Source organism: Salmonella sp. 2020_1395, from assembly GCF_043848115.1.
Lineage (GTDB): Bacteria > Pseudomonadota > Gammaproteobacteria > Enterobacterales > Enterobacteriaceae > Salmonella > Salmonella enterica.
In genome coordinates this window covers 65,686-90,972 of record NZ_JBCMFH010000013.1, presented here as the reverse complement: position 1 = coordinate 90,972, position 25,287 = coordinate 65,686, and the positions used below count along the sequence as shown (strand labels likewise).

The following is a 25,287-nucleotide window of genomic DNA, read 5'->3' as shown; positions in this document are numbered from 1 at the left end:
CGGGGCCGTAGCCCCGAAGTAATTAACCGCCAATATTATTGCGGTAGGCATTTAATTGATCCGCGCCATTTACGCGGAAAATATTCGCCAGATAATCCAGTTCAAGAAGCGTTTCACCGTCAACCACCTGTTTAATATAAGTGCAGCCGAAGGCGCTGCTAAATTCCGGGTTTTCATTCTGTTTAAACGTTCCCAGCGGGTTCTTTTTAAACATTACGGTCATATGCGTCACCAGCGCTAACTGATCCGCTTTACCCTGCGAGTTATAACAATCGATGCTGGAGCGGCACTGCAATGCCACCGCCTGCCACGGGTTTGCCGTTTTACGCATGACGTCGTGGTAAAACGAGTTCCATTTAATTTCACCTTCCAGTTTGTCAAAACCGGCAGGCAGCTCAATTTTACCGACCATCCCCAGCGCTTTATGCTCCTGCATAATCATGCTGATATCAGGCAGTTTAATTTCACTCGCGCGACCTAAAAGATTATTACCATCAAGATAAATATTGGCGTTGGTAATACGGTTAATTTGAATTTTTCCAGCCATTAGCGATTGCTCTCCAGAGAAACTAAATATTCAGAGGTAATTTCGGTTTCAAACGTCAGACGTTCCAGCGGCGGCGGCGGGGTGAATTTGTAGCTCAGCAACAGATGCCCGGCTGCCAGTTCAGTCTGTTCGTTACGCGCCGGGTCGTACCAGCATTCAAAGCCCAACAACGCGCCGTCGGCAATCAGCTTGCGGCCCCAGGTGTTCACCGATTCGGTTAGCGCGTCGATCAGCGCCTGGTTTATCGGCATATCCATGTATTGCTGGCTAAAATAGCGGATGGATTCGTTGATTACATCGCCGGTACGACGCACGTTCTCAAAGTTACGCATATGAGTAACCGTCGGCCAGGCAGCGGTACGGTTGCCCCACAGGCGCAAACCGGAGCCATAGCTGTTGAAGACGGTGGTGATGCCGTTTTCGTTCAGTTGATTCACTTCGCTTTGCGGATCGTCGATCATCGCTGACAGCGAGCGCTCTACGCCGGTAATGCCCTGAATTTCCTGATTGGAGTTGCTCCACCAGAAGCCTTTTTCCAGATCCACTTTGGCACGCAGGCCAGCGGCGCGGGAGGAGAGCGGCTCCAGGACTTCGCTGTTCGTCGCGCTGTCGTACACTTTAACGTGCGGATAGCACAGACGCGCGCGATCGGAACTGGTATTGAAGTTAATCGCCCCCTGCGGGCCGCGCCCTGCCAGAACCTGCTGGAAAGTCGTGCCGATGGGCGCATCAATGTAGGTAATGGCTCCCAGCGCTTCTGCCTGAGCGATAAGCTTAACGGCGACCGAGTTTTGCGTACAAAAGACCGGCGCAATCAGGATCTTTGCGTAAAAACCAAACTGGTTCCAGGTGTCCTGTAACAGCTTCATGCCGGTACGGTCACCCGCGGTGTTTACCGCGCCAATAATATCGGCGGCAGTCACTTTGGTGGGGTCCGCGTAAGTATAATTTACATAGGCCTGAACGCCGGGTTTCAGGTTGGTTCCCATACAGGTGATTTTACCGGTCAGCATATCAATGGTGTAATCGGTGCCTTTGATATAAGCGTTTCCGGCGTTCGTGCTGCGGCCAATGTTTATCGTTTGCACGGCCCCGTGCTTGAGTTGAATCTGACCGTTGTCATCAACCTTCACGGTTTCACTGGGAATGGTACTTTTGTGTACCGCCGGATTCAGCACGTTAATCACCACGACCGTCCCTGCGCCGTGATCGTAGATCGCCTTCAGCGCCTGCGGGATGGTGAAATTCGCCAGACCTGGGCCAAACTGCGCCGCGTCGCTTTCAGAAAGGCACAGCGTTGGCTGGTTAACCGGGCCGCATGGCGCGGTGCCGATCAGACCAATAACCGCAGATTTAACCGCCTTAACCGGACGTGGGCCGGTTTCGATCTCAATGGTCTCTACACCGTGCAGGTAATTAGCTGCCATGGACAATTTCCTCTTCATTAGTTTCTACTTCTTGCGTAACCACTGGCACCAGGTGACGGCGGGCAATCATGGTGATTACCCACTCGTTATCTTCCGGCAGCGAGATTTCGCTATTGGGCCACAGTAAGACTTCCTGACCGTCGGCGAGCGTGACGCCGCTTGCCGGGCCACTATAGATATATTTCATTGAATTTCCTCATAATTAACGACTGTAAGCAGGGGTAAATCCTTGCTTTCCTGTTCCGCGATAAATAGGGTGCTGGCGGTTATATCCAGGGCGTAACGGCAGAAGTTTGCGGCGTCGCCGATATATTTTTCGCTTTCCAGCCAGAGCGGACGATCGCAGTCGGGAAGTTCAATGCCCCCCAACGAGCGACGTAGACGATCCAGCGCGTTTATCGCGTCACTTATTTGCGGAACAATAACGGTGGCGGAAATCCGGATTAGTTGTTTTTGTACCGTGGCATCCGTATTTTCTGGTTCGGCAAAAACCGAACCGCAGTAGTGAATTAATACCGTTACCTGCTGCCCTGTTGGGATATATACTTTCGCATCGGTTGATGAAATATGTATATCCATATCAGGGTTTAATTCACGTAGTCTATTCGCCACGGTATGTACAACAGATAATGTTTCCATATACGCTTTCCTTGATTTACCGGGAGAGATAATATTCTCTCTTCGTTATCGTTCAGACGTATTTTGATGTATCAGGCATCAGGAATCTTTTAATCTCCTTTAGAGAAAAAAGTTAAAACGAATAAAAAATCCCCGGCGTATAAACGGCGGGGATTTGTTTAATGGTTCCCTCGTTGAATCAGTTCTATTTTGCTATATAGCGCATCCAGTTTTGCTTCCAAAACGGCCTGGCCGCGAAGATAATCCTCGCGGCGGACATAATGCAGCGGTAAATCGGCGCGAAATTCCAGAAATTCTCTCTCCAGCCTGGACCAGCCCGCTTCTGATTCGCGCCGGGCAGCTTCCAGTGCTTCAAAACGTTCATTCAGCCGTTTTTCAATTTGCGCCAGCAGCAATTTACCGGCAGCAAACATTAATCCAACAAACGAAAGTAAGAGGGAGATGACTTCCCAAAAATCGATACTGAGTTTCATTACTCCCTCTGATTAATGAATGCAGCTAGCCTGCCCCCATTGCAAATAACGGGGAGCATGTTGGTATAAAATCGCTTTGGGGTAGTGACGATTCTCGCGCCAGTTTGCGGCGCTGCGCCCGGCGTTAACGCGTTCTACATGTTCAAACCAGATGGACGTATCTAACCCCTTTGCGGCGGCCAGCTTTTTATCTCTGTTAACCCAGCCTTGCCCGCCGTTATAGGCGCTCAGAGTGAAAGCCATTCGCTGGCAGCTATTTTTTGCTGACACACTTTTCCACAACTGGCGGTCATACTGTACCAGCGCGCGTATCGCCCAGGCGGGATTAAACGGCTTGTTCTCGCGAAGCGCTGGGTACAACTGGCTTACCCATTTTGCCGTTGCAGGCATAAATTGCGCCATCCCCTGCGCGCCCGCCGGGGAACGGGCGTCAGGCGCCCAGCCGGATTCCTGATGTAGTTGCCCGGCAAAATCAGCAACGGGGGCGTTAAGCCCCCAGATTTCGCGCGCGGTACGAATCACTTCGTTTCGCCATTGCAGAGAAGCGCGCGGCGGTTCGGCAGCTTCGGCAGACAAGAAAGTCATAACGCAGACCAGGCATACGTATTGATAACGCATCGTTACAGCCCCAGCGCGACGGCAAGGCAAATTGCCGCAACGATGATCGCGCGACGAATCATCGCCGCGGCGCAGCACAGCGATTCTTCCCAGGGGCAAAAGGAGTCGGGACGCGCCCAAGGGAAAAGACTACGGTCGAGCCAGTAACCCAGCACCGCTGATAACGAAACCAGGCTGAGTTTATAGATGACGACCGGAATTTGCGCTGATGATGTCCAGCCGATAAGCGCAAACAGTACGACAGAGGCAATCAGCCAGCCGGAAAGTCGGGGAACAATAATTTTTCGCATACTCTATCTCCTGATAATTGAGAGAGAAGTATCGCTTTTCCCCATAGCGGAAGAACGAAAAGGGCTTTAATAAATAACTTTAAAAAATGTTTAGCGCATGGTGTCAAATGCCAACAAATAAACGAATAAATAAAGCTTTCGGGGCAGGGGGTAGAGGCTGCCTGCGGAGAGTCAGTATGTGTCTGTGGCAGGCTACGATGGCGGTATTGCTGCGTCATAATAATCTTTGATTAAAATTATCTTATTGATTTTTAAAGTCAGTTTAAAAATTCACGCGATCGTGAGGAAAGCGATCTTTTTGATCGAACGCAGAAAAAAATGCAAAAAATTAACTGTATATGCATACAGTATTGTGTAAAATGATGACATCAGTGAAGGCTTACTTCACCTATAAAATAAATACATATTATAAATTGAAAACGATATATACATTCTTTTAATTTATAATTAAATGCCGTTGATAGTAAATATTTATATATATTTTGAATATATTGTTAGGTAGTTATTGCACCGTTTTTTACGCTTCCCTTTTTGGTGCCGTCACGGGGAGCATGGTGCTGGATATGGAGATAAAATATGATTCAGAAATCAAAAGAAATGGTTCGGCTTCCGGAGATTATTAACGATCTGGCGTTTCATGCGTCGCAGGTGCTTATTGAAAGCATGAATATTGATAGCGCGTCAGCCGAAAATGCCGGTCAGGCAATTGCTGACAGAATGATGCGCAACTGGGGCGGGCAAAGCATTTATTTTCCCAAAGGTATCTCTGGTCGGGCTTCGGAACGGGATTATCAGATTTACAGCGAGTGCGATGGGCGTAATTATGCGGAGCTGGCCAAAAAGTACAATTTAACACTGCAGTGGATCTATAAAATCGTTAAGCGGGTCCACACGGAAAAACAGCACCAGCGGCGTATGCTGTAAGCGATATCGGGTATGGCGTATAGCGACAAGCGCTATACGCCGGGAGCTGCGACAGGCCGGATAAGGCGCCTGCGTCGCCATCCGGCAGCGTATTGCCTGATAGCGCTCACCCGCTGCCGTGTCAGGGCGATTATTCAAATAAGTTCTGATGTAGCTTTTGCACCACTTTCTCGGCATCGTCTCCCGGCACGAGGAAGCACAGATTGTGGCTGGAGGCGCCGTAACAAATCATGCGAATGTTGAACGGTTCCAGGACGCCAAACACTTCTTTACCAACACCGCAGGCTTTTGACAGGTTGTTGCCAATCAGCGCGACCAGCGCCAGTCCTTCTTCGACTTCGACCCGACACAACGCGGAAAGCTCCATCAATAAGGATTGGGTCAGTAACGTATCGCCCGTGGAGGTGGAGCCGGTAGTATCCAGCGTCAGCGCGACGCTCACCTCCGAAGTGGTAATCAGATCTACCGAAATATTATGCCGCGCCAGAATGCCGAACACCTCTGCCAGGAAACCTCGTGAGTGCAGCATATTCAGGCTGTGCAGCGTCAATAGCGTTTGATTGCGGCGCAGCGCCAGCGCGCGGAACAGCGGCGGGTTTTGGGTTTTATTGCACACCAGCGTACCGCCCGCTTGCGGATCTTTACTGGAGCCAACGAAGACCGGGATATCGCTACGCACGGCCGGGAGTAAGGTGGCTGGATGCAGTACTTTTGCGCCGAAGGTTGCCATCTCCGCCGCTTCTTCAAAGTCGATTTCATCAATTCGCTGCGCGACAGGCACTACGCGCGGGTCGGTGGTGTAAATACCGGGCACATCTGTCCAGATATCAACCCGCGCGGCGTGGAGTGCTTCAGCCAGCAACGCTGCCGTATAGTCGCTGCCGCCGCGGCCTAATGTCGTGGTGCGGCCTTTGCTTTCACTGCCGATAAAACCCTGAGTAATGACCAACGTTTCGCTCAGGCGCGGGAGCAACTGCTGCGCGGCCAGTTCCGCAAGCGCTGCGACGTCCGGTTCCGCACGGCCAAAGCGATCGCTGGTACGCATCACTTTGCGCACGTCGAACCAGTGGGCCTGTACGTCGCGTTCACGCAGGATCTCAACAAATAGCAGGGTAGACATTAGCTCGCCGTGGCTGACCAGTTCATCGGTCAGGGCTGCCGATGTCGCCAGCGATGCCGCCTCCGCCAGAATAGTGATGTTTTCCAGCAGGCGTTCAATCTCTTCGCGAATGACATTCGGATGACGCAGACGATCAAGAATATCGAACTGGATTTTACGGATGGCGTCGAGCGTAGCGAAACGTTCGCCGGGCTCCATCCCTTCGGCCAGCGCCACCAGCAGATTAGTGATGCCGGCAGACGCGGAAAGCACGACTAAACGAACATTGGCGTCGGAAAGTACGATATCCGCGCTACGGTTCATGGCGTCAAAATCGGCGACGCTGGTACCGCCAAATTTGGAAACAACGATCTCTGTCATATCAACCTCGTGTCAGGAAATGAAAAACGCGACCATGGCACAAGGGCAGAACAGAAACCGGTGCAGGCGCAAATGCAAGTAACGTATTTATAAATAAAAGTTGTGGCCTGGACTGTCAACGTTGGGATTATGCGGATTTTTTATGCTGAGTTTAGGCTCAGTAACAGCGCTTATAACCCCGATACCCATTTGCCGCCTTTCTGCACCTCGAATTATTTAGGGTATATACTTTTTATCCTCATTCGACAGTGCCTGGGGCAACGGCACTAAAACAATCACACTTTTCTGTGACTGGCGTTACAATCGATCCCAGTCACAATTCTCAAATCAGAAGAGTATTGCTAATGAAAAACATCAATCCAACGCAGACTTCTGCCTGGCAGGCGCTCCAGAAACACTACGATGAAATGAAAGACGTTACGATCGCTGAGCTTTTCGCGAACGATAGCGACCGTTTCGCTAAATTTTCCGCGACGTTTGACGATCTGATGCTGGTGGATTTCTCCAAAAACCGCATCACCGAAGAGACGCTGGCAAAATTACAGGATCTGGCGAAAGAGACCGATTTGGCCGGCGCGATTAAATCCATGTTCTCCGGCGAGAAGATCAACCGCACCGAAGACCGCGCCGTGCTGCACGTGGCGCTGCGTAACCGTAGCAATACGCCGATCATTGTGGACGGCAAAGATGTGATGCCGGAAGTGAACGCCGTGCTTGAGAAAATGAAAACTTTCTCGCAAGCGATTATCTCCGGTCAGTGGAAAGGCTACACCGGTAAGGCCATCACCGACGTGGTGAACATCGGTATCGGCGGTTCCGACCTCGGCCCGTTCATGGTGACCGAAGCGCTGCGTCCGTATAAAAACCATCTGAACATGCACTTCGTCTCTAACGTTGATGGCACCCACATCGCTGAAGTGCTGAAAAAAGTGAACCCGGAAACCACGCTGTTCCTGGTCGCTTCTAAAACTTTCACCACCCAGGAAACCATGACCAACGCCCACAGCGCGCGCGACTGGTTCCTGAAAACTGCAGGCGATGAAAAACACGTGGCGAAACACTTTGCTGCGCTCTCCACCAACGCCAAAGCGGTCGGCGAATTTGGTATCGACACGGCCAATATGTTCGAGTTCTGGGACTGGGTCGGCGGTCGTTACTCGCTGTGGTCTGCCATCGGGCTGTCCATTATTCTGTCCGTCGGTTTCGACAACTTTGTCGAGCTGCTTTCCGGCGCGCACGCGATGGACAAGCATTTCTCCACCACTCCGGCGGAGAAAAACCTACCCATTCTGCTGGCGTTGATTGGCATCTGGTACAACAATTTCTTCGGCGCGGAAACCGAAGCCATTCTGCCGTACGACCAGTATATGCACCGTTTCGCCGCCTACTTCCAGCAGGGCAACATGGAATCCAACGGTAAATACGTTGACCGTAACGGCAACGCCGTGGATTACCAGACAGGCCCAATTATCTGGGGCGAACCAGGCACCAACGGTCAGCACGCGTTTTATCAATTGATTCACCAGGGTACTAAAATGGTGCCGTGTGACTTTATCGCCCCGGCTATCACCCATAACCCGCTATCCGATCATCATCAGAAGCTGCTGTCTAACTTCTTCGCGCAGACCGAAGCGCTGGCGTTTGGTAAATCCCGCGAGGTGGTTGAGCAGGAATATCGCGATCAGGGTAAAGATCCGGCGCAGCTTGAACACGTTGTGCCATTCAAAGTGTTTGAAGGCAACCGCCCGACCAACTCTATCCTGCTGCGCGAAATTACGCCGTTCAGCCTGGGCGCGCTGATTGCGCTGTATGAGCATAAAATCTTTACGCAGGGCGCCATCCTGAACATCTTTACTTTCGACCAGTGGGGCGTTGAGTTGGGTAAACAGTTGGCTAACCGTATTCTGCCGGAGCTGGGCGATGATAAAGCTATTTCGTCCCATGATAGCTCTACCAACGGTCTGATTAACCGTTATAAAGCCTGGCGCGCCTGATGGCACTGCGCTTATCCGGTCTACGTAATGCATAGCGTCTGTAGGCCGGGTAAGGCGTTTCGCCGCCATCCGGCAAAAAGAGAATAAGATAATAAAAAGGCCGATATTCACATCGGCTTTTTTTATAAGATAATTCCGCTTGTCCGTCTTTATCCCCACAATTTTATATTGAGCTTAATCCTAAAATAAGGAATAACCAGAAAATCACTCTGCGTTATTTTCAGATTATACGGATGTCGATGTCTTTTAGTTTAATTTTAACTTATTGATTTTATTTGTTTGTTAATTAAATGATGTAGGCGTTACTTCTTTAAAGTTTAATTATCCTAAAACCTCGCTGTTATTTCTCCCGGACATAATCCGCCTGCTTTGGTTGTGTATACTCGGTAGCGCCCGAAATTCTTTTGGGTAAATCTCCATTCATTCAATGAAGGGAAATTATGATGAAAAAAGTACTGTATGGCATTTTTGCCATAACCGCGCTTGCGGCGACATCTGTCTCGGCAGCCCCCGTTCAGGTGGGTGAAGCGGCAGGGGCGGCAGCGACGTCGGTATCGGCGGGAAGCTCCTCCGCTACCAGCGTTAGCACCGTAAGTTCGGCGGTGGGCGTCGCGTTAGCGGCAACCGGCGGCGGCGATGGTTCTAATACCGGAACCACGACCACCACGACCACCAGTACCCAGTAGTATCGGTACGTTTAACCATAACCACACTCCGGTGTGGTTATTTTGCCCCTCTGGAGAAGCGTCGTGAAGCGACTCGCACTTATCCTGATTTGCCTGCTATTACAGGCGTGTTCGGCCACCACTAAAGGCCTGGGCGATTCACTGTGGGACAGTTTGTTCGGTACGCCAGGCGTACAGCTAACGGATGACGATATTCAAAACATGCCGTATGCCAGCCAGTACATGCAGCTTAACGGCGGTCCTCAACTGTTTGTGGTGCTCGCTTTCTCGGAAAACGGGCAGCAGAAATGGGTGACGCAGGATGGCGCGACGATCGTGACGCAGCATGGCCGTCTGGTCAAAACGCTGCTCAGCGGCGACAACCTGATCGATGTGAATAATCTGGCGACCGACCCGCTGGCGAAACCAGGACAGATTATCGATGGCGCGACCTGGACTCGCACCCTGGGCTGGACCGAACATCGCCAGGTGCGTTACGCCACCGCCCGTTCCGTTTTTACATGGCGAGGGACCGATAGCGTTAGCGTCGGCAGTGAAGAGACCGCCGTGCGGGTGCTGGATGAAGAAGTGACGACCGATCAAACGCGCTGGCGTAATCGCTACTGGATTGATAGCGAAGGCCAAATTCGCCAGACGGAACAGTATCTGGGCGCGAATTACTTTCCGGTGAAAACCACGCTGATTAAGGCGGCAAAATCATGATGAAAAGGATGATAAGCGCGCTGGCGCTGGCCTTTATCGCGTCATCCGCCTTTGCCAGCGGCACTGTTACCGTTTTTACCCAAGGTAATAGCGAGCCTAAAACGCTGACAGACGCTGAGCGTCTGCTCGATTTAGTCGGACAGCCGCGCCTGGCAACGAGCTGGTGGCCTGCGGCGGTGATAGGCGAAGAACAGGCGACCGTGACGGCGCGTCAACAGCAGCAGGAACTTCTCGGGCGACTGGCGGCGCTCAGCGCTGAGGAAGATGGCGATGCGGCGGCGGCGATAAACACACTACGCCGACAGATTCAGGCGGTGAAGGTGACGGGCAGACAATTCGTGAATCTTGATCCTGACGTGGTGCGGGTGAGCGAACGAGGTAACCCGCCGCTGCAAGGTCACTACACGCTCTGGGTCGGGCCGCAACCCACACAGGTGACGCTCTTTGGCTTGATTAGCCAGCCGGGCAGCCAGCCGTTCGTCCCTGGGCGGGACGTCGCCAGTTATCTCGAGGGTCAGCGCTTACTCAGCGGCGCGGATCGTAGCTATGCCTGGGTGGTTTACCCTGATGGACGCAGCCAAAAAGCGCCGGTGGCTTACTGGAATAAACGTCATATCGAGCCGATGCCCGGCAGCATTATTTTTGTCGGTTTTGCCGATTCCCTTTGGCGCGGCACGCCGGAGGCGATAAATGCCGACATTCTTCATACCCTGACGCAGCGGATACCGGAATAATGAAAAAAACACATCTGCTCAGCGTGCTGGCGCTGGGTATTAGCGCGGCCTGCCATGCCGAAACATATCCAGCCCCTGTTGGGCCTTCACAATCTGACTTTGGCGGCGTGGGCCTGCTGCAAACGCCGACAGCGCGTATGGCGCGTGAAGGGGAGATGAGCCTGAACTATCGCGATAACGATCAGTACCGCTACTACTCGGCTTCGGTTCAGCTTTTCCCGTGGCTGGAAACCACGTTGCGCTATACCGATGTCCGTACGAAAAAGTACAGCAGCGTGGAATCATTCTCCGGCGACCAGACTTACAAAGATAAAGCGTTTGATGTGAAACTGCGGTTGTGGGAAGAGAGTTACTGGATGCCGCAGGTGGCGGTTGGCGCGCGCGATATCGGCGGAACGGGGCTGTTTGATGCGGAATATATTGTAGCGAGTAAGGCCTGGGGGCCATTTGATTTTTCATTAGGTCTCGGCTGGGGCTATCTTGGCACCAGCGGCAATGTGTCTAATCCTTTCTGTTCGTATAGTGATAAATTCTGTTCGCGTGATAACAGCTATAAAGAGGCAGGTTCCGTCGACGGTAGCGATATGTTTCACGGCCCGGCTTCGCTGTTTGGCGGCGTGGAATACCAGACCCCGTGGCAACCGCTACGCCTGAAGCTGGAGTATGAAGGCAATAACTATCAGCAGGATTTTGCGGGGAAACTGGAACAGAAGAGCAAGTTTAACGTCGGCGCCATTTACCGCGTCACCGATTGGGCCGACGTTAACCTCAGCTACGAGCGCGGCAACACCTTTATGTTTGGCGTTACGCTGCGCACCAATTTCAACGATTTACGTCCCGCGTATCATGACAATTCACGCCCGCAATACCGACCACAGCCGCAGGATGCCATCCTGCAACATTCGGTAGTGGCTAATCAATTAACGTTATTGAAATATAATGCCGGTCTGGCGGACCCGAAAATCCAGGTCAAAGGCGATACGCTGTACGTTACCGGTGAACAGGTGAAGTACCGCGATTCCCGTGAAGGGATCGTGCGCGCTAACCGGATCGTCATGAACGATCTGCCGGAGGGGATCCGCACGATCCGCGTGACGGAAAACCGCCTTAATCTGCCGCAGGTCACCACTGAAACCGATGTCGCCAGCCTGAAACGCCATCTGGAAGGCGAACCGCTGGGACATGAAACCCCGCTGGCGCAAAAACGCGTAGAGCCGATCGTGCCAGAGAGTACTGAACAGGGCTGGTATATCGACAAGTCGCGCATTGATTTTCATCTTGATCCCGTGCTGAATCAGTCGGTAGGCGGCCCGGAAAACTTCTATATGTATCAGTTGGGCGTAATGGGAACTGCGGATCTGTGGGTCACGGATCATCTGCTCACCACGGGCAGCGTGTTTGCCAATATCGCCAACAACTACGACAAATTTAACTACACCAATCCGCCGAAGGATTCGCATCTGCCGCGGGTGCGTACGCATGTCCGTGAGTATGTGCAGAATGATGTTTATGTGAATAACCTACAGGCCAACTACTTCCAGTATTTTGGCAATGGTTTCTATGGGCAGGTCTACGGCGGTTATCTGGAGACCATGTTTGGCGGTGCCGGGGCGGAAGTCCTGTATCGCCCGGTAGACAGCAATTGGGCGTTTGGTCTGGATGCCAACTACGTGAAACAGCGTGACTGGCGTAGCGCGCAGGATATGATGAAGTTTACCGATTACAGCGTGAAGACCGGACATTTGACCGCATACTGGACGCCGTCGTTCGCCCAGGATGTGCTGGTGAAAGCCAGCGTTGGTCAGTATCTGGCGGGCGATAAAGGCGGTACGCTGGAGATCGCCAAACGCTTCGATAGCGGCGTCGTTGTCGGCGGTTACGCGACGATTACCGATGCGTCGCCGGATGAATATGGGGAAGGGGATTTTACCAAAGGCGTATATGTTTCCGTGCCGCTGGATCTCTTCTCGTCCGGCCCAACCCGAAGTCGTGCGGCAATTGGCTGGACGCCGCTGACGCGTGACGGTGGTCAACAGCTTGGCCGTAAGTTTGGCCTGTATGATATGACCAGTGACAGGAGCGTAAATTTCCGTTAATACTCAGGCCGGATAAGGCGTTCACGGCGCTATCCGGCAAATTATCTTATTGAACAAATTATAAACATAAATAAAAAATATAGATGCCCGTCACATTTGTGCGTTATACAGAAACCTCGCCGCAGAGAAAGAGGGGGCTGTTATGATGCCATTATCGCGCTCACGTCTTGAGTTTATCGCCACGATTTTACAAAACGTACTAAATTTGGGACTGCTTACCCTCGGTCTGATCCTGGTCGTTTTTCTCGGTAAAGAGACGGTGCATCTGGCGGATGCATTATTCGTGCCTGAGCAAGCCAGCAAATATGAACTGGTGGAAGGGCTGGTGATCTACTTTCTTTATTTCGAATTTATTGCGCTGATTGTGAAGTACTTTAAGTCTGGCCTTCACTTTCCGCTGCGCTATTTCGTGTACATTGGGATCACGGCGATTGTGCGTCTGATCATTGTCGATCATAAAACGCCAATGGATGTATTACTCTATTCGGCGGCGATCCTCCTGTTGGTTATCACGTTGTGGTTATGTAATTCGAACCGACTACGGCGAGAATAGGCGTCGCCACACCGTAACGGACGTATGGCGTGGCAATAAATTAGCCGCTGTCTATAACGCATAAAAAAAGCGCTCCGAAGAGCGCCAAAATACGACCATAAGTGGGGATAACATAAGTTGAGGGCAGTGGCATTGCCCGTTGCCGGGCAGGTACTTCGATAAAACTTAACCTTTCACACCCCCTGCCGTCAGGCCGTTGACCAGCCAACGTTGCGCCAACAGGAACACCAGGGTGATAGGAATAGCGGAAAGGACGGCGGCGGCGGCAAAGTCGCCCCACAAATAGTTTTGCGGGTTGAGATATTGCTGCATACCCACGGCCAGCGTATAGCTGTCCACATCGCGCAGTAACAACGAGGCGACCGGAACTTCGGTAATCGCCGCGATGAACGACAGAATAAACACCACCGCCAGAATCGGTACAGAAAGCGGCAGCAGCACCAGGCGAAATGCCTGCCACGGGGTTGCGCCATCCAGCGCGGCGGCCTCTTCCAGCGAGCTGTCGATAGTTTCGAAGTAGCCTTTAATCGTCCAGACATGCAGCGCAATGCCGCCGAGATAGGCGAAGATCACGCCGCCATGCGTATTCAGACCGATAAATGGAATGTATTGTCCCAGGCGGTCAAATAACGCATACAGCGCCACCAGAGACAAAACCGCCGGAAACATCTGGAAAATCAGCATCCCTTTAAGCAGTGTTGCTTTACCTGGAAAACGCATTCGTGCAAAAGCGTAGGCGCAGGTGGTGGAGAGCGCCACGATGCCGATGGCGGTAATACCGGCGATTTTCACCGAGTTCCACAGCCACAGCAGTACCGGGAAGGGCGGCGGCGTTACCCGACCATCCGCATGTTCCACGCTGAAACCCAGCGCCAGCCGCCAGTGTTCCCAGGAGATTTTATCCGGGATCAGGCTTCCGGTGGCGAAGTTCCCTTCACGTAGCGAGATAGCGATGACCATCAGCAGCGGGAACATAATCGCCGCGATGAAAATCAGCAGCCCCAGGTGCGTGATGAGGAGACGCAGTTTCTGAGATTTGGGTTGGACCATAGCCATTGTTATTATCTCCCTTAATCAAACTTCATACGCGTGGCTTTCAGGTTCACTATTGCCAGCGCGCCTACCAGCAGGAAAATCAGCGTGGCAATGGCCGCCGCCAGACCGAAGTCCTGACCGCCGCCGCCTTCAAAGGCGATACGGTAGGTGTAGCTGACGAGCAGATCGGTATAACCGGCAGGCGTGGTGGTGCCGAGGCGGTCTGGCCCGCCGTTGGTCAATAACTGAATCAGGACAAAGTTATTAAAGTTAAAGGCGAAGCTGGCGATCATCAGCGGCGTTAGCGGCTTAATCAGCAGCGGTAAGGTGATCTTAAAGAAATTCTGAAATGGACCGGCGCCGTCCATTGCGGAGGCTTCGTACAGGTCATCCGGAATCGCTTTCAGCAGTCCCATGCACAGGATCATCATGTAGGGATAGCCCAGCCAGGTATTCACGATAATCACCATTGCCCGCGCGGTGTTGGGGTCGCTGAACCAGGCAGGTTTAATGCCAAACAGCGCGCTCAGCATCATATTGATTTCGCCAAAGCTTTGGTTGAATAACCCTTTGAAAATCAAAATTGAAATAAACGACGGTACGGCGTAGGGCAGAATCAGCAGGACGCGGTAGATAGCTTTACCTTTCAGCGCTTCCCACTGTACGAGGCAGGCCAATACCATCCCAACCGCCACGGTTAACACCACAGTGAGGACCGAAAAGACCACGGTCCAGACGAAGATAGCGAAAAAGGGCTTCTGGATCCCTTCGTCGGTAAAGACGCGCGTAAAGTTTTTCGCGCCGATAGTAACGGTATAACCAGGACTGAGTTTTTCATCACCCCAGCTTCCGTCGGCGTTGATCGACTGATAATAACCGCTATCGTTGTTTGGCCGGTATTTTACGCCGCTCTGGTTATTGGTCAGCAGGCCGTCATCAGCCAGTGTGTACAGCGGACGAGTACCGGAAAACTGACGTAGCGAGCTCATAATTACTTTACTTTCATCCGGCAGGACGGCGGTTATCTGGTTCAGCGCCAGACGGTTCTGGGTGATTATCCGCAGATTGGCGCGTTCGCCGCCCGGCAGGGCATCGGTCTCTTTCAGCTGTAATTTTTGTTCGCCGCCGAAGGAAAATGCGTCAGACAGGTAATGTTTGCCCGTTTCTCCGTCGGTGAGGGCCAGTTGCCACTCGTCGCCGGTCGGGTAAAGACCGAAGTTATAGGTTTTTCCCGCCTGATAAGAACGGTCCATCAGCACTTGCTGGGCGCGTTCAAAGGTGAGCTGGTTGGTGCTGCTGTAGTTAGTAAAGGCGATGGCGATGGTGCACACCAGCGGGAATAGCACAAACAGCCCCATGCCGGCGAGGCCTGGGTAAACGTAGCGCCAGGCGTAGGTTTTACGATTTGCGAAAATATACAGGCCAGCAGAGCTTAAAATCAGCGTCATGATGGCGAACAGATACTCCCCTTGTACGTACATTAAAACTACAAGGTAACCCACCAGCAGGCCCAGCAGACCAATTACTGACCATTTAAGCGGGTCGCTTTGCCACCAGTGTTTCTTTTTAATGACATCCATGGGGGATTTCCTCTACAGCGTTGAAACTTCCTGGCCGGAGATGTGCCTGATGGCGCTGCGCTTATCAGGCCTACGGTGTGTTGTAGGCCGGATAAGGCATTTATGCCGCCATCCGGCACAGGCTCGCGGCATTACTTGGTGATACGGCTTTGTGCATCTTTCAGCGCGGCATCCACGGTTTGACGGCCGCTGGCGGCATTGATCACAGCCGTACGTACCGCATACCAGAAGGCGGACATCTGCGGAATATTCGGCATGATCTCGCCTTTCTGGGCGTTATCCATGGTGGCGGCGATACGGGGGTCTTTCGCTAACTGCTCCTGGAAAGATTTCAGCGCCACGGCGCCCAGCGGTTTATCTTTGTTCACCGCTTCCAGACCCTGATCGGTCAGCAGGTAGTTTTCGAGGAACTCTTTCGCCAGCTCCTTGTTCGGGCTGGCAGCGTTAATCCCCGCGCTCAGCACGCCGACGAACGGTTTCGAGGGTTTACCTTTGAAGGTCGGCAGCAGGGTGACACCGTAGTTGACTTTGCTCTTGTCGATGTTCGACCATGCCCACGGACCGTTGATGGTCATTGCCGTTTCGCCTTTATTGAAGGCCGCTTCGGCGATGGAGTAATCGGTATCGGCGCTCATATTTTTGTTTTTGATCATATCGATCAGGAAAGTCAGGCCCGCTTTCGCGCCGGCGTTATCGACGCCAACGTCTTTCACGTCATACTTGCCGTTTTCAAATTTGAACGCGTAACCGCCGTCAGCGGCGATCAAAGGCCAGGTGAAATACGGCTCTTGCAGGTTGAACATTATCGCCGACTTCCCTTTCGCTTTTAGTTCTTTATCCAGCGCCGGGATCTCTTCCCAGGTTTTCGGCGGGTTCGGGACGAGGTCTTTGTTATAAATCAGGGAGAGGGCTTCAACGGCGATGGGGTAGGCGATCAGCTTGCCGTTATAACGTACCGCATCCCAGGTGAACGGATAGAGTTTGCCCTGAAACGCTTTATCCGGAGTAACCTCCGCCAGCAGACCAGACTGCGCGTAGCCGCCAAAACGGTCGTGCGCCCAGAAGATAATGTCAGGACCGTCGCCGGTGGCTGCCACCTGCGGGAATTTCTCTTCCAGCTTATCCGGGTGCTCAACGGTCACTTTAATGCCGGTGTCTTGCTCAAATTTTTTACCGACCTCGGCCAGACCGTTATAGCCCTTGTCGCCGTTGATCCAGATAACCAGTTTACCTTCTTCAATTTTGGCGAGAGCCGGGGCGGAAATCATCATCGTCGTAAGTGCGGATAATGCGAGGATGCCTACGCCAGTTTTAATCTTCATATCTCCCATCCTTTTTGGTGATGTACACAGAGGTGGTTTAACGGTCTCTAGTTTCTTTATACGACAACCTCTTTCCATCCTCCCCGCCCCTACGCCCCACCCCGGCTTTATGTGATCTGTGTTACATAAATGTGAGTAATGCGTGCTGGCGCACATAAAAACACGCCGATTTTTGCGGGCGGCATCACGAAATTCCTTTTCTGTCCGCGCCCGTGGTCTCAGGCGCTGTGTCCTCATCCTCCCGCCTCCTCCCCCATAAAAAAGCCGGGGGGTGGAGGATTTACCCCAGTCAGGGATCGCGCATAGTCAGGCCATCATGAATGTTGCTGTCAATGACAGGTTGTAACGAAGGGAGAAGGGCATGGCGAGCGTACAGCTACGAAATGTAACGAAAGCCTGGGGTGACGTGGTGGTATCGAAAGATATTAACCTCGATATCCATGACGGGGAGTTCGTGGTGTTTGTGGGACCGTCAGGCTGTGGTAAATCGACCTTGCTGCGTATGATCGCCGGGCTTGAAACCATCACCAGTGGCGACCTGTTTATCGGGGAAACCCGTATGAATGATATCCCGCCTGCCGAGCGCGGCGTGGGCATGGTATTCCAGTCTTATGCGCTCTATCCCCATCTCTCCGTTGCAGAAAACATGTCTTTCGGCCTCAAGCTGGCGGGCGCCAAAAAAGAGGTAATGAATCAACGCGTCAACCAGGTGGCGGAAGTGCTGCAACTGGCGCATCTGCTGGAACGTAAGCCAAAAGCGCTTTCCGGCGGGCAGCGTCAGCGCGTAGCGATTGGCCGCACGCTGGTGGCGGAGCCGCGTGTGTTTTTGCTGGATGAACCGCTCTCTAACCTGGACGCCGCGCTGCGCGTGCAGATGCGTATTGAAATTTCTCGCCTGCATAAACGTCTGGGCCGCACGATGATTTACGTCACCCACGATCAGGTCGAGGCGATGACGCTGGCCGACAAAATCGTGGTGCTGGACGCCGGTCGCGTCGCTCAGGTCGGTAAGCCGCTGGAGCTGTACCACTATCCGGCGGACCGCTTTGTCGCGGGCTTCATCGGCTCGCCGAAGATGAACTTCTTGCCGGTGAAAGTGACCGCCACCGCGATTGAACAAGTCCAGGTCGAACTGCCGAATCGCCAGCAAATCTGGCTGCCGGTCGAAAGTCGCGGCGTGCAGGTCGGCGCCAATATGTCTTTAGGCATTCGGCCGGAACACCTGCTGCCGAGCGATATCGCCGATGTCACCCTGGAAGGCGAAGTCCAGGTGGTCGAGCAGTTAGGGCACGAAACACAAATTCATATCCAGATCCCCGCCATCCGTCAAAACCTGGTTTATCGCCAGAATGACGTGGTGTTGGTAGAAGAGGGCGCCACATTCGCTATCGGCCTGCCGCCAGAGCGCTGTCATCTGTTCCGCGAGGATGGCAGCGCATGTCGTCGTCTGCATCAAGAGCCGGGTGTTTAAGGCCTCCATAAAAAAACGAAACGCAAAACCATTCGCAGTTTTAGAAGGTGGCAGCGTTTAAAGAAAAGCAATGATCTCAGGAGATAGAATGATGATTACTCTGCGCAAACTCCCACTGGCGGTTGCTGTCGCAGCGGGCGTAATGTCCGCTCAGGCAATGGCTGTCGATTTCCACGGTTACGCCCGTTCCGGTATTGGCTGGACGGGAAGCGGCGGCGAACAACAGTGTTTCCAGGCAACAGGTGCCCAAAGTAAATACCGTCTCGGTAACGAATGTGAAACCTATGCGGAACTGAAACTGGGCCAGGAAGTGTGGAAAGAGGGCGATAAGAGCTTCTATTTCGACACCAACGTCGCCTATTCGGTTAACCAGCAGAACGACTGGGAATCGACCGATCCCGCCTTCCGCGAAGCGAACGTGCAGGGTAAAAACCTGATTGAATGGCTGCCGGGCTCTACCATCTGGGCCGGTAAGCGCTTCTATCAGCGTCATGACGTACACATGATCGACTTCTACTACTGGGATATTTCAGGTCCTGGCGCGGGTATCGAAAATATCGATCTGGGCTTCGGTAAGCTTTCGCTGGCGGCGACCCGGTCTACTGAAGCGGGCGGCTCTTACACCTTCAGCAGCCAGAATATTTATGATGAAGTAAAAGATACCGCTAACGACGTCTTTGACGTACGTCTGGCTGGTCTGCAAACGAACCCGGACGGCGTACTGGAGCTGGGCGTTGATTACGGCCGCGCCAATACGACCGATGGTTATAAGCTGGCTGATGGGGCATCGAAAGACGGCTGGATGTTCACCGCCGAACACACGCAAAGCATGTTGAAAGGCTATAACAAGTTTGTCGTGCAATATGCCACCGATGCCATGACCACGCAGGGTAAAGGCCAGGCGCGCGGTTCCGACGGTTCTTCATCTTTCACTGAAGAATTGCCTGATGGAACCAAAATTAATTATGCCAATAAGGTCATCAATAATAATGGCAATATGTGGCGTATTTTGGATCATGGCGCCATCTCGCTTGGTGATAAATGGGATTTGATGTACGTCGGTATGTACCAGAATATCGATTGGGATAATAACCTGGGTACTGAGTGGTGGACCGTGGGCGTACGTCCAATGTACAAGTGGACGCCAATCATGAGCACCCTGCTGGAAGTCGGCTACGACAACGTGAAATCTCAGCAGACCGGCGATCGTAACAATCAATATAAAATCACCCTGGCGCAACAGTGGCAGGCGGGCGACAGCATCTGGTCGCGTCCGGCTATCCGTATTTTCGCCACCTACGCGAAATGGGATGAGAAATGGGGCTATATCAAAGACGGCGATAACATTTCCCGTTATGCCGCAGCGACTAACTCCGGCATTTCCACCAACAGCCGTGGCGATAGCGATGAGTGGACCTTCGGCGCCCAGATGGAAATCTGGTGGTAATACGATGGTCATCTGACGTAACGAGGGGCGCAAGCCCCTCTGAAACATCAGGTCTGATGATGCTTGTAAGCCGAATAAGGCGCCAGCCGCCATTCGGCGATATGTTTGGGTTGGCGCGCTATTGCCTGGCTACCGCTGAACCCGCCTTATTGAGGTGAGAATAATGAAAATGAAGAAAAGTCTCGTCGCCCTCTGTTTAACCGCAGGGCTGTTCGCCAGCGTGCCGGGTATCAGCCTGGCGGAAGTGAACTATGTACCGCAAAATACCAGCGCCGCGCCCGCTATTCCTGCTGCTGCGCTACAGCAATTAACCTGGACGCCTGTAGATCAGTCAAAAACGCAGTCTACCCAACTGGCGACGGGCGGCCAGCGCCTTGACGTCGCCGGCATTACCGGCCCGGTCGCCGCTTATAGCGTTCCGGCGAATATCGGCGAGCTGACATTAACTCTCACCAGCGAGGTCAATAAGCAAGCTAGCGTTTTTGCGCCAAACGTGTTGATTCTTGACCAAAATATGACGCCTTCGGCGTTCTTCCCCAGCAGTTACTTTACTTATCAGCAGCCGGGCGTCATGAGCGCAGACCGGCTGGAAGGCGTGATGCGCCTGACGCCTGCGTTGGGACAGCAGAAACTCTATGTTCTGGTGTTTACGACCGAAAAAGATCTTCAGCAAACCACTACGCTGCTCGATCCGGCAAAAGCCTATGCCAAAGGCGTCGGTAACTCTATCCCGGATATTCCCGATCCAGTTGCTCGCCATACCACTGACGGCGTGGTGAAACTGAAGGTAAAAACCAACAGCAGCTCCAGCGTATTGGTCGGGCCGTTGTTTGGCTCGTCCGGTACCGGGCCGGTAACGGTAGGCAATACCGCCGCGCCGGTCGCTGCGCCAGCGCCAGTCGCGCCGAAGAAAAGCGAACCGATGTTGAACGATACGGAAAGCTACTTTAATAAAGCGATTAAGGATGCCGTAGCGAAAGGCGACGTCGATAAAGCGCTGAAACTGCTTGATGAGGCCGAACGTCTGGGATCGACATCTGCCCGTTCCACCTTTATCAGCAGTGTAAAAGGCAAGGGGTAATTGTTTCCCCACAGTGCTGATTTTGCAGCAACTGGTGCGTCTCCTGGCGCACCTTTTTTTGTCATTTCATGCGAATTGTTATTTTTTTGTTGCGCAACAGATCACTTAATTGTGATTGCGCCCCCCGTAATGTCTTTTCTGAGATACAATGACTTTAGGTTATGAATCGGAGAGTAAGGCATGTCACACCCTGCGTTAACGCGACTGCGTGCGCTGCGCTATTTTGATGCGATTCCTGCGCTTGAACCCCATTTGCTGGACTGGCTGTTGCTGGAAGATTCTATGACTAAACGTTTTGAGCAGCAGGGAAAGCGGGTAAGCGTGACGCTGATTCGGGAAGCGTTTGTCGGCCAAAGTGAGGTCGAGGAAGCATCAGGTTTACTGCCATCCGAATCCCGCTACTGGTTACGTGAGATACTGCTTTGCGCTGACGGCGAGCCCTGGCTTGCCGGACGTACCGTGGTACCGGAATCCACGCTATGCGGACCTGAACAGGTCTTACAACATCTGGGTAAAACCCCGCTTGGACGTTATCTATTTACATCATCGACACTGACCCGCGATTTTATTGAAATTGGACGCGATGCAACACTGTGGGGGCGCCGCTCTCGACTGCGGTTGAGCGGAAAACCGCTGTTGCTTACCGAGCTTTTTTTACCTGCATCGCCGCTGTACTGAGAGGAAGATAAAGATGGAGTGGAGTCTGACGCAGAGTAAGCTGCTGGCGTTTCACCGTTTGATGCGTACAGATAAGCCTATTGGCGCGTTGCTGCTGCTCTGGCCGACGCTTTGGGCGCTATGGGTGGCGACACCGGGTATGCCTCAGCTGTGGATTTTGGCGGTTTTTGTCGCTGGCGTGTGGTTAATGCGCGCGGCGGGCTGCGTGGTGAATGATTATGCCGATCGTAAATTTGACGGACATGTAAAACGTACGGTCAACCGACCTTTACCCAGCGGCGCCGTGACAGAGAAAGAAGCGCGCAACCTGTTTGTGGTGCTGGTGCTGCTGGCGTTTCTGTTGGTGCTGACGCTGAACGCCATGACGATTCTGCTTTCCGTGGCGGCGCTGGCGTTGGCCTGGGTTTATCCCTTTATGAAACGCTACACCCACCTGCCGCAGGTCGTGCTGGGGGCCGCTTTCGGCTGGTCAATCCCCATGGCGTTCGCCGCGGTGAGCGAATCCCTGCCGTTGAGCTGCTGGCTGATGTTCCTCGCCAATATTCTCTGGGCGGTGGCTTACGATACGCAATATGCGATGGTCGACAGAGATGATGATATCAAGATAGGCATTAAATCGACTGCGATCCTGTTTGGTCGTTATGACACATTGATTATCGGGATTCTGCAGCTTGGCGTCATGGCGTTAATGGCGCTGATCGGCTGGTTGAATGGTCTGGGATGGGGATATTACTGGGCTGTGCTGGTGGCGGGCGCGCTGTTTGTCTACCAGCAAAAACTGATTGCGAACCGTGAACGTGAAGCCTGCTTTAAAGCCTTTATGAACAATAACTACGTTGGCCTGGTGCTATTTTTAGGGCTGGCGATGAGTTACTGGCACTTCTGATGTCATGCCGGGCGAACCCGGCCTACAAAGCCAAAATTTTCAATACGTCATATCAGTTGCCCGATAAGCTTACGCCATCGGGCATTTCAGGCACTGGCTTACTCGCCCTGCGTCGCGCTTTCAATCGTCAGACGGACATCAGAGGTAATCAGATCGGCAAGCATCTGATATATCTTCATCGTTTCTGCCGGTTCGGCATCGCCCGTATCACTGATATAACCCTCATCCCGTAGCGTCAACACGAGTGAACTGAACACCGCTTTGTCGAAAAACTCCGGCGCGTTAATACCGTGCAGGACAGACAGACGTTGCGCCACGGTACGGCTTTCTTTCTCCAGCGTACTGCGGTTGATGGACGGATTGGCGCTCAACAGCCAGAACGTAATGGCATAACGCTGTAGCGTTTCGCGCGCGCCTGCCGCCAGCAGTTGCAGCGTACGGGAATGCGTCGGGTTGATATGCAGTTCATCATCCTGCAGGGTAATTAGCCCCTGACGCTGCATTTCACTGGCCAGCGCGTCAATGACCGAGGCTAACTCCTCGCGCTCCCAGCGCAGGAACAGCTCCGCTTTTAACATCGGATAGAGCGCTTCAACATGCTGCTGCAACGCATCACGCGAAATGCGACGATGCTGGGTGATAATCGCCGCCATCAGCGAAGGCATAATCAACATATGCGCGATATTGTTACGATAGTAGGTCATCAACACCGCCTGCTCGCGCGGCAGAATGATGATATCGCCAATGGTGTCTTTCTCGACCTCAAACTTATTCATCTGCAGCGCGTGAGCGATGAGCTCGCCAGCGCTGGCGGCAGGAACGGTTGAGTCTGTGGAATAAGGGACATTGCGCATCAGATCGAGATAGCAATCAAGCTGCTCGGTGAGCTGCTCGCGGGTGAGCGAGCGCTGACGCGACGCTAACAGCGCGGTACAACACAGGTTCATCGCGTTTGCCGCGCCAGCGTTGTTAATACGCACCATCAGATCGGCGGCGATACTATTTACCGTCGGCGTCAGCCAGGCTGGGCGTATGGCCTCTATAGGGTCGATAGATTCGCGCCACTCCGGCACATGCTGGTTCAGGTACGTCATGAGCGGCATCGGTTCGCCAAAGTTAACGTAGCCCTGACCCAGATTGCGCAGCTTGCTCAATCCTTTCAGCATCTGCGGCAGGCTCTCTTTCTCTTTTGTCGCGCCGCGCAGTTCTTTCGCATAGGTGCCCACTTCCATGACGTGCTCATAGCCGATGTAAATAGGCACTAACGTAATTGGACGGGTACCGCCGCGCAGCATCGCCTGGATAGTCATCGACAGGGTGCCGGTTTTCGGGTCTAACAAACGTCCGGTACGCGAACGTCCTCCTTCGACAAAATACTCAACCGAGTAACCGCGGCTGAACAGCTCGCCCAGGTATTCGCGAAAGACGGTGGAATAGAGTTTATTCCCCTTAAAGGTGCGACGAATAAAGAACGCGCCCAGACGACGGAAAATCGGGCCAGCGGGCCAGAAATTAAGGTTAATACCGGCGGCAATGTGCGGCGGAACCAGTCCCTGATGGTACAGCACATAAGAAAGGAGCAAGTAGTCCATATGGCTGCGATGACAGGGCACATAGACGATTTCATGCCCGTCGTGCGCCAGTTGGCGTACGCGCTCGGCGTTATGCACGTTAATCCCCTGGTACAGTCGGTTCCAGGTAAACCCCAAAATCCTGTCGGTCAAACGAATCATCTCGTAAGAGAAGTTCGCCGCGATCTCTTCCATCAGCGCAATGGCGTTTTGCTGCGCTTTTTCATGAGAGATTTTCTTACTACGCGCTTCGTCTTCTACCGCGCGGGCGATCGCTTTCGAGGCCAGCAGTTTGTTAAACAGATCCTGACGGGCGGGCAGGCGTGGGCCAACCGCCGCCAGGCGCTGGCGAGCAAAGTGCATACGCGCCACGCGAGCCAGCTTCTGCGCGATGATTTTATCGGTGCCGTGTTCATCAGCCATACGACGCAATGAGACGGACGGCGAGAATCGGACAAAGCTATCGCGACCCAGCCAGGAGATGGCAAAGAATTTCTGTACGCCGTTCAGCATACGTAAAGGCGGGTTATCTTCTCCCTTTTCACGACCCGGCGCGCGGCCAAACATCACGGAAACGGGCACCATCTGCACGTCCAAAGCCGGATTACTCCGATGCAGATCGAGATAATCGTGAAAAAGTTTCACCGACTCTTCTTTTGGCGTGTAATAGGTAAAGACACGCGGTCCGCCGTGAATAAATACATAGCGTGGCAGCAGCGCGCCGTCGATCTCCAGCGGCTCCAGCGGATCCGGGAGATCGTGCGCCAGACATTGAGCCCGCAGCGTCAGTAAGTCCGCTTTTGAGTTGTATGGCAAGACATACATAATGGGGCGAGAAGTATCGAGCCCCAATTCCTGGGCGGGTTCCGCCGGAATAGACTTGCTTTTTACCAGTATGCTTAATGGTAAATTCAGTAATTTGTAGTAAATTCGTGGCCAGCCGGACATAAACGATGTAAAGCCTCTGGTTAATAATGCAAATGCGGTGCAAGGATATCAGAAAGTTTAGCGAATTTCTGTTGTATCCCGTCATACTTCGCGCTGCGTTACGGC

General features: G+C 53.0%; 24 protein-coding genes and 1 pseudogene. 13 read left to right on the top strand and 12 right to left on the bottom strand.

The features are described from left to right. Positions 1 to 22: 22 nt before the first annotated feature. The 7 genes from ACH0WD_RS18790 to ACH0WD_RS18760 form a co-directional block, all read right to left on the bottom strand. On the bottom strand, positions 23 to 547 hold the full coding sequence (locus tag ACH0WD_RS18790; RefSeq protein WP_000907494.1) for a phage major tail tube protein: 525 nt from the start codon (positions 545 to 547) through the stop codon (positions 23 to 25). After that, positions 547 to 1,974 (bottom strand): phage tail sheath family protein, encoded by a 1,428-nt coding sequence (locus ACH0WD_RS18785; RefSeq protein ID WP_000729845.1) that lies wholly within the window; start codon positions 1,972 to 1,974, stop codon positions 547 to 549. Before ACH0WD_RS18785 ends, ACH0WD_RS18790 begins: the two co-directional genes overlap by 1 nt. Further along, positions 1,964 to 2,161, bottom strand: coding sequence for a hypothetical protein (locus ACH0WD_RS18780; RefSeq protein WP_000875314.1), 198 nt, complete (start codon positions 2,159 to 2,161; stop codon positions 1,964 to 1,966). Before ACH0WD_RS18780 ends, ACH0WD_RS18785 begins: the two co-directional genes overlap by 11 nt. After that, entirely contained in the window at positions 2,158 to 2,613 is a 456-nt protein-coding gene (locus tag ACH0WD_RS18775) for a Gp37 family protein (protein WP_000449437.1), read from the bottom strand. Before ACH0WD_RS18775 ends, ACH0WD_RS18780 begins: the two co-directional genes overlap by 4 nt. Positions 2,614 to 2,771: 158 nt before the next feature. Beyond that, positions 2,772 to 3,086 carry a membrane protein gene (locus ACH0WD_RS18770; RefSeq protein ID WP_000777266.1) on the bottom strand — a complete coding sequence of 105 codons (315 nt, stop codon included), beginning with the start codon at positions 3,084 to 3,086 and terminating at the stop codon, positions 2,772 to 2,774. A 12-nt stretch (positions 3,087 to 3,098) separates the two neighbouring features. Then, positions 3,099 to 3,704, bottom strand: coding sequence for a lytic transglycosylase domain-containing protein (locus ACH0WD_RS18765; protein WP_001270445.1), 606 nt, complete (start codon positions 3,702 to 3,704; stop codon positions 3,099 to 3,101). 2 nt (positions 3,705 to 3,706) lie between these two features. Then, on the bottom strand, positions 3,707 to 3,994 hold the full coding sequence (locus ACH0WD_RS18760; RefSeq protein WP_001226439.1) for a putative holin: 288 nt from the start codon (positions 3,992 to 3,994) through the stop codon (positions 3,707 to 3,709). Positions 3,995 to 4,570: 576 nt separating this feature from the next. Here ACH0WD_RS18760 and ACH0WD_RS18755 point away from each other — a divergent pair. Beyond that, entirely contained in the window at positions 4,571 to 4,918 is a 348-nt protein-coding gene (locus ACH0WD_RS18755; RefSeq protein ID WP_000615248.1) for a Mor transcription activator family protein, read from the top strand. Positions 4,919 to 5,048: 130 nt separating this feature from the next. On the opposite strand, the gene lysC is transcribed toward ACH0WD_RS18755, so the two are convergent. Next, the gene (gene lysC, locus ACH0WD_RS18750; RefSeq protein WP_000136394.1) at positions 5,049 to 6,398 is read right to left on the bottom strand and encodes a lysine-sensitive aspartokinase 3; all 1,350 of its coding nucleotides are present in this window, start codon (positions 6,396 to 6,398) and stop codon (positions 5,049 to 5,051) included. Between the two features lie 344 nt (positions 6,399 to 6,742). On the opposite strand from lysC, the gene pgi reads away from it, so the two are divergent. The 6 genes from pgi (at position 6,743) to psiE (ending at position 13,163) form a co-directional block, all read left to right on the top strand. After that, positions 6,743 to 8,392: a glucose-6-phosphate isomerase gene (pgi, locus tag ACH0WD_RS18745; RefSeq protein ID WP_000790027.1), complete on the top strand. Its 1,650-nt coding sequence runs from the start codon at positions 6,743 to 6,745 to the stop codon at positions 8,390 to 8,392. A gap of 443 nt (positions 8,393 to 8,835) precedes the next feature. Then, positions 8,836 to 9,078, top strand: coding sequence for an exopolysaccharide production protein YjbE (gene yjbE / locus ACH0WD_RS18740; protein ID WP_023165043.1), 243 nt, complete (start codon positions 8,836 to 8,838; stop codon positions 9,076 to 9,078). 63 nt (positions 9,079 to 9,141) lie between these two features. Continuing rightward, on the top strand, positions 9,142 to 9,780 hold the full coding sequence (locus tag ACH0WD_RS18735) for a YjbF family lipoprotein (protein ID WP_000824810.1): 639 nt from the start codon (positions 9,142 to 9,144) through the stop codon (positions 9,778 to 9,780). Next, on the top strand, positions 9,777 to 10,514 hold the full coding sequence (locus tag ACH0WD_RS18730; RefSeq protein WP_000977889.1) for a capsule biosynthesis GfcC family protein: 738 nt from the start codon (positions 9,777 to 9,779) through the stop codon (positions 10,512 to 10,514). Before ACH0WD_RS18735 ends, ACH0WD_RS18730 begins: the two co-directional genes overlap by 4 nt. Further along, a complete protein-coding gene (locus tag ACH0WD_RS18725) occupies positions 10,514 to 12,610 on the top strand; it encodes a YjbH domain-containing protein (RefSeq protein WP_000750800.1) in 2,097 nt (698 codons plus the stop codon). The genes ACH0WD_RS18730 and ACH0WD_RS18725 overlap by 1 nt, the downstream gene beginning before the upstream one ends. Positions 12,611 to 12,752: 142 nt before the next feature. Continuing rightward, positions 12,753 to 13,163 (top strand): phosphate-starvation-inducible protein PsiE, encoded by a 411-nt coding sequence (psiE, locus tag ACH0WD_RS18720; RefSeq protein WP_000982752.1) that lies wholly within the window; start codon positions 12,753 to 12,755, stop codon positions 13,161 to 13,163. 165 nt (positions 13,164 to 13,328) lie between these two features. On the opposite strand, the gene malG is transcribed toward psiE, so the two are convergent. Then, a complete protein-coding gene (gene malG / locus ACH0WD_RS18715; RefSeq protein WP_001252085.1) occupies positions 13,329 to 14,219 on the bottom strand; it encodes a maltose ABC transporter permease MalG in 891 nt (296 codons plus the stop codon). Positions 14,220 to 14,233: 14 nt separating this feature from the next. Continuing rightward, complete coding sequence (gene malF / locus ACH0WD_RS18710) at positions 14,234 to 15,778, bottom strand: maltose ABC transporter permease MalF (RefSeq protein WP_000382563.1); 1,545 nt, start codon at positions 15,776 to 15,778, stop codon at positions 14,234 to 14,236. A gap of 42 nt (positions 15,779 to 15,820) precedes the next feature. Between malF and ACH0WD_RS18705 the strand changes: the two are divergent. Beyond that, positions 15,821 to 15,961, top strand: a pseudogene (locus tag ACH0WD_RS18705) (hypothetical protein); the annotation flags it as partial. Here ACH0WD_RS18705 and malE read toward each other — a convergent pair. Continuing rightward, positions 15,910 to 17,100: a maltose/maltodextrin ABC transporter substrate-binding protein MalE gene (gene malE / locus ACH0WD_RS18700; RefSeq protein WP_000695420.1), complete on the bottom strand. Its 1,191-nt coding sequence runs from the start codon at positions 17,098 to 17,100 to the stop codon at positions 15,910 to 15,912. The pseudogene ACH0WD_RS18705 and the gene malE sit on opposite strands and share 52 nt — an antisense overlap. 361 nt (positions 17,101 to 17,461) lie before the next feature. On the opposite strand from malE, the gene malK reads away from it, so the two are divergent. The 5 genes from malK (at position 17,462) to ubiA (ending at position 22,663) form a co-directional block, all read left to right on the top strand. Beyond that, positions 17,462 to 18,571, top strand: coding sequence for a maltose/maltodextrin ABC transporter ATP-binding protein MalK (malK, locus tag ACH0WD_RS18695; RefSeq protein ID WP_000179176.1), 1,110 nt, complete (start codon positions 17,462 to 17,464; stop codon positions 18,569 to 18,571). A gap of 88 nt (positions 18,572 to 18,659) precedes the next feature. Continuing rightward, complete coding sequence (locus tag ACH0WD_RS18690; protein ID WP_000973644.1) at positions 18,660 to 20,018, top strand: maltoporin; 1,359 nt, start codon at positions 18,660 to 18,662, stop codon at positions 20,016 to 20,018. A gap of 163 nt (positions 20,019 to 20,181) precedes the next feature. Further along, positions 20,182 to 21,099: a maltose operon protein MalM gene (gene malM / locus ACH0WD_RS18685; protein ID WP_000782497.1), complete on the top strand. Its 918-nt coding sequence runs from the start codon at positions 20,182 to 20,184 to the stop codon at positions 21,097 to 21,099. Positions 21,100 to 21,279: 180 nt separating this feature from the next. Then, on the top strand, positions 21,280 to 21,777 hold the full coding sequence (gene ubiC, locus ACH0WD_RS18680) for a chorismate lyase (protein ID WP_000019230.1): 498 nt from the start codon (positions 21,280 to 21,282) through the stop codon (positions 21,775 to 21,777). Between the two features lie 13 nt (positions 21,778 to 21,790). Further along, entirely contained in the window at positions 21,791 to 22,663 is an 873-nt protein-coding gene (gene ubiA / locus ACH0WD_RS18675) for a 4-hydroxybenzoate octaprenyltransferase (RefSeq protein WP_000455249.1), read from the top strand. Between the two features lie 98 nt (positions 22,664 to 22,761). Here the strand turns inward: ubiA and plsB are convergent, their stop codons facing one another. Next, complete coding sequence (gene plsB / locus ACH0WD_RS18670) at positions 22,762 to 25,182, bottom strand: glycerol-3-phosphate 1-O-acyltransferase PlsB (RefSeq protein WP_000017360.1); 2,421 nt, start codon at positions 25,180 to 25,182, stop codon at positions 22,762 to 22,764. Positions 25,183 to 25,287: the final 105 nt, after the last annotated feature.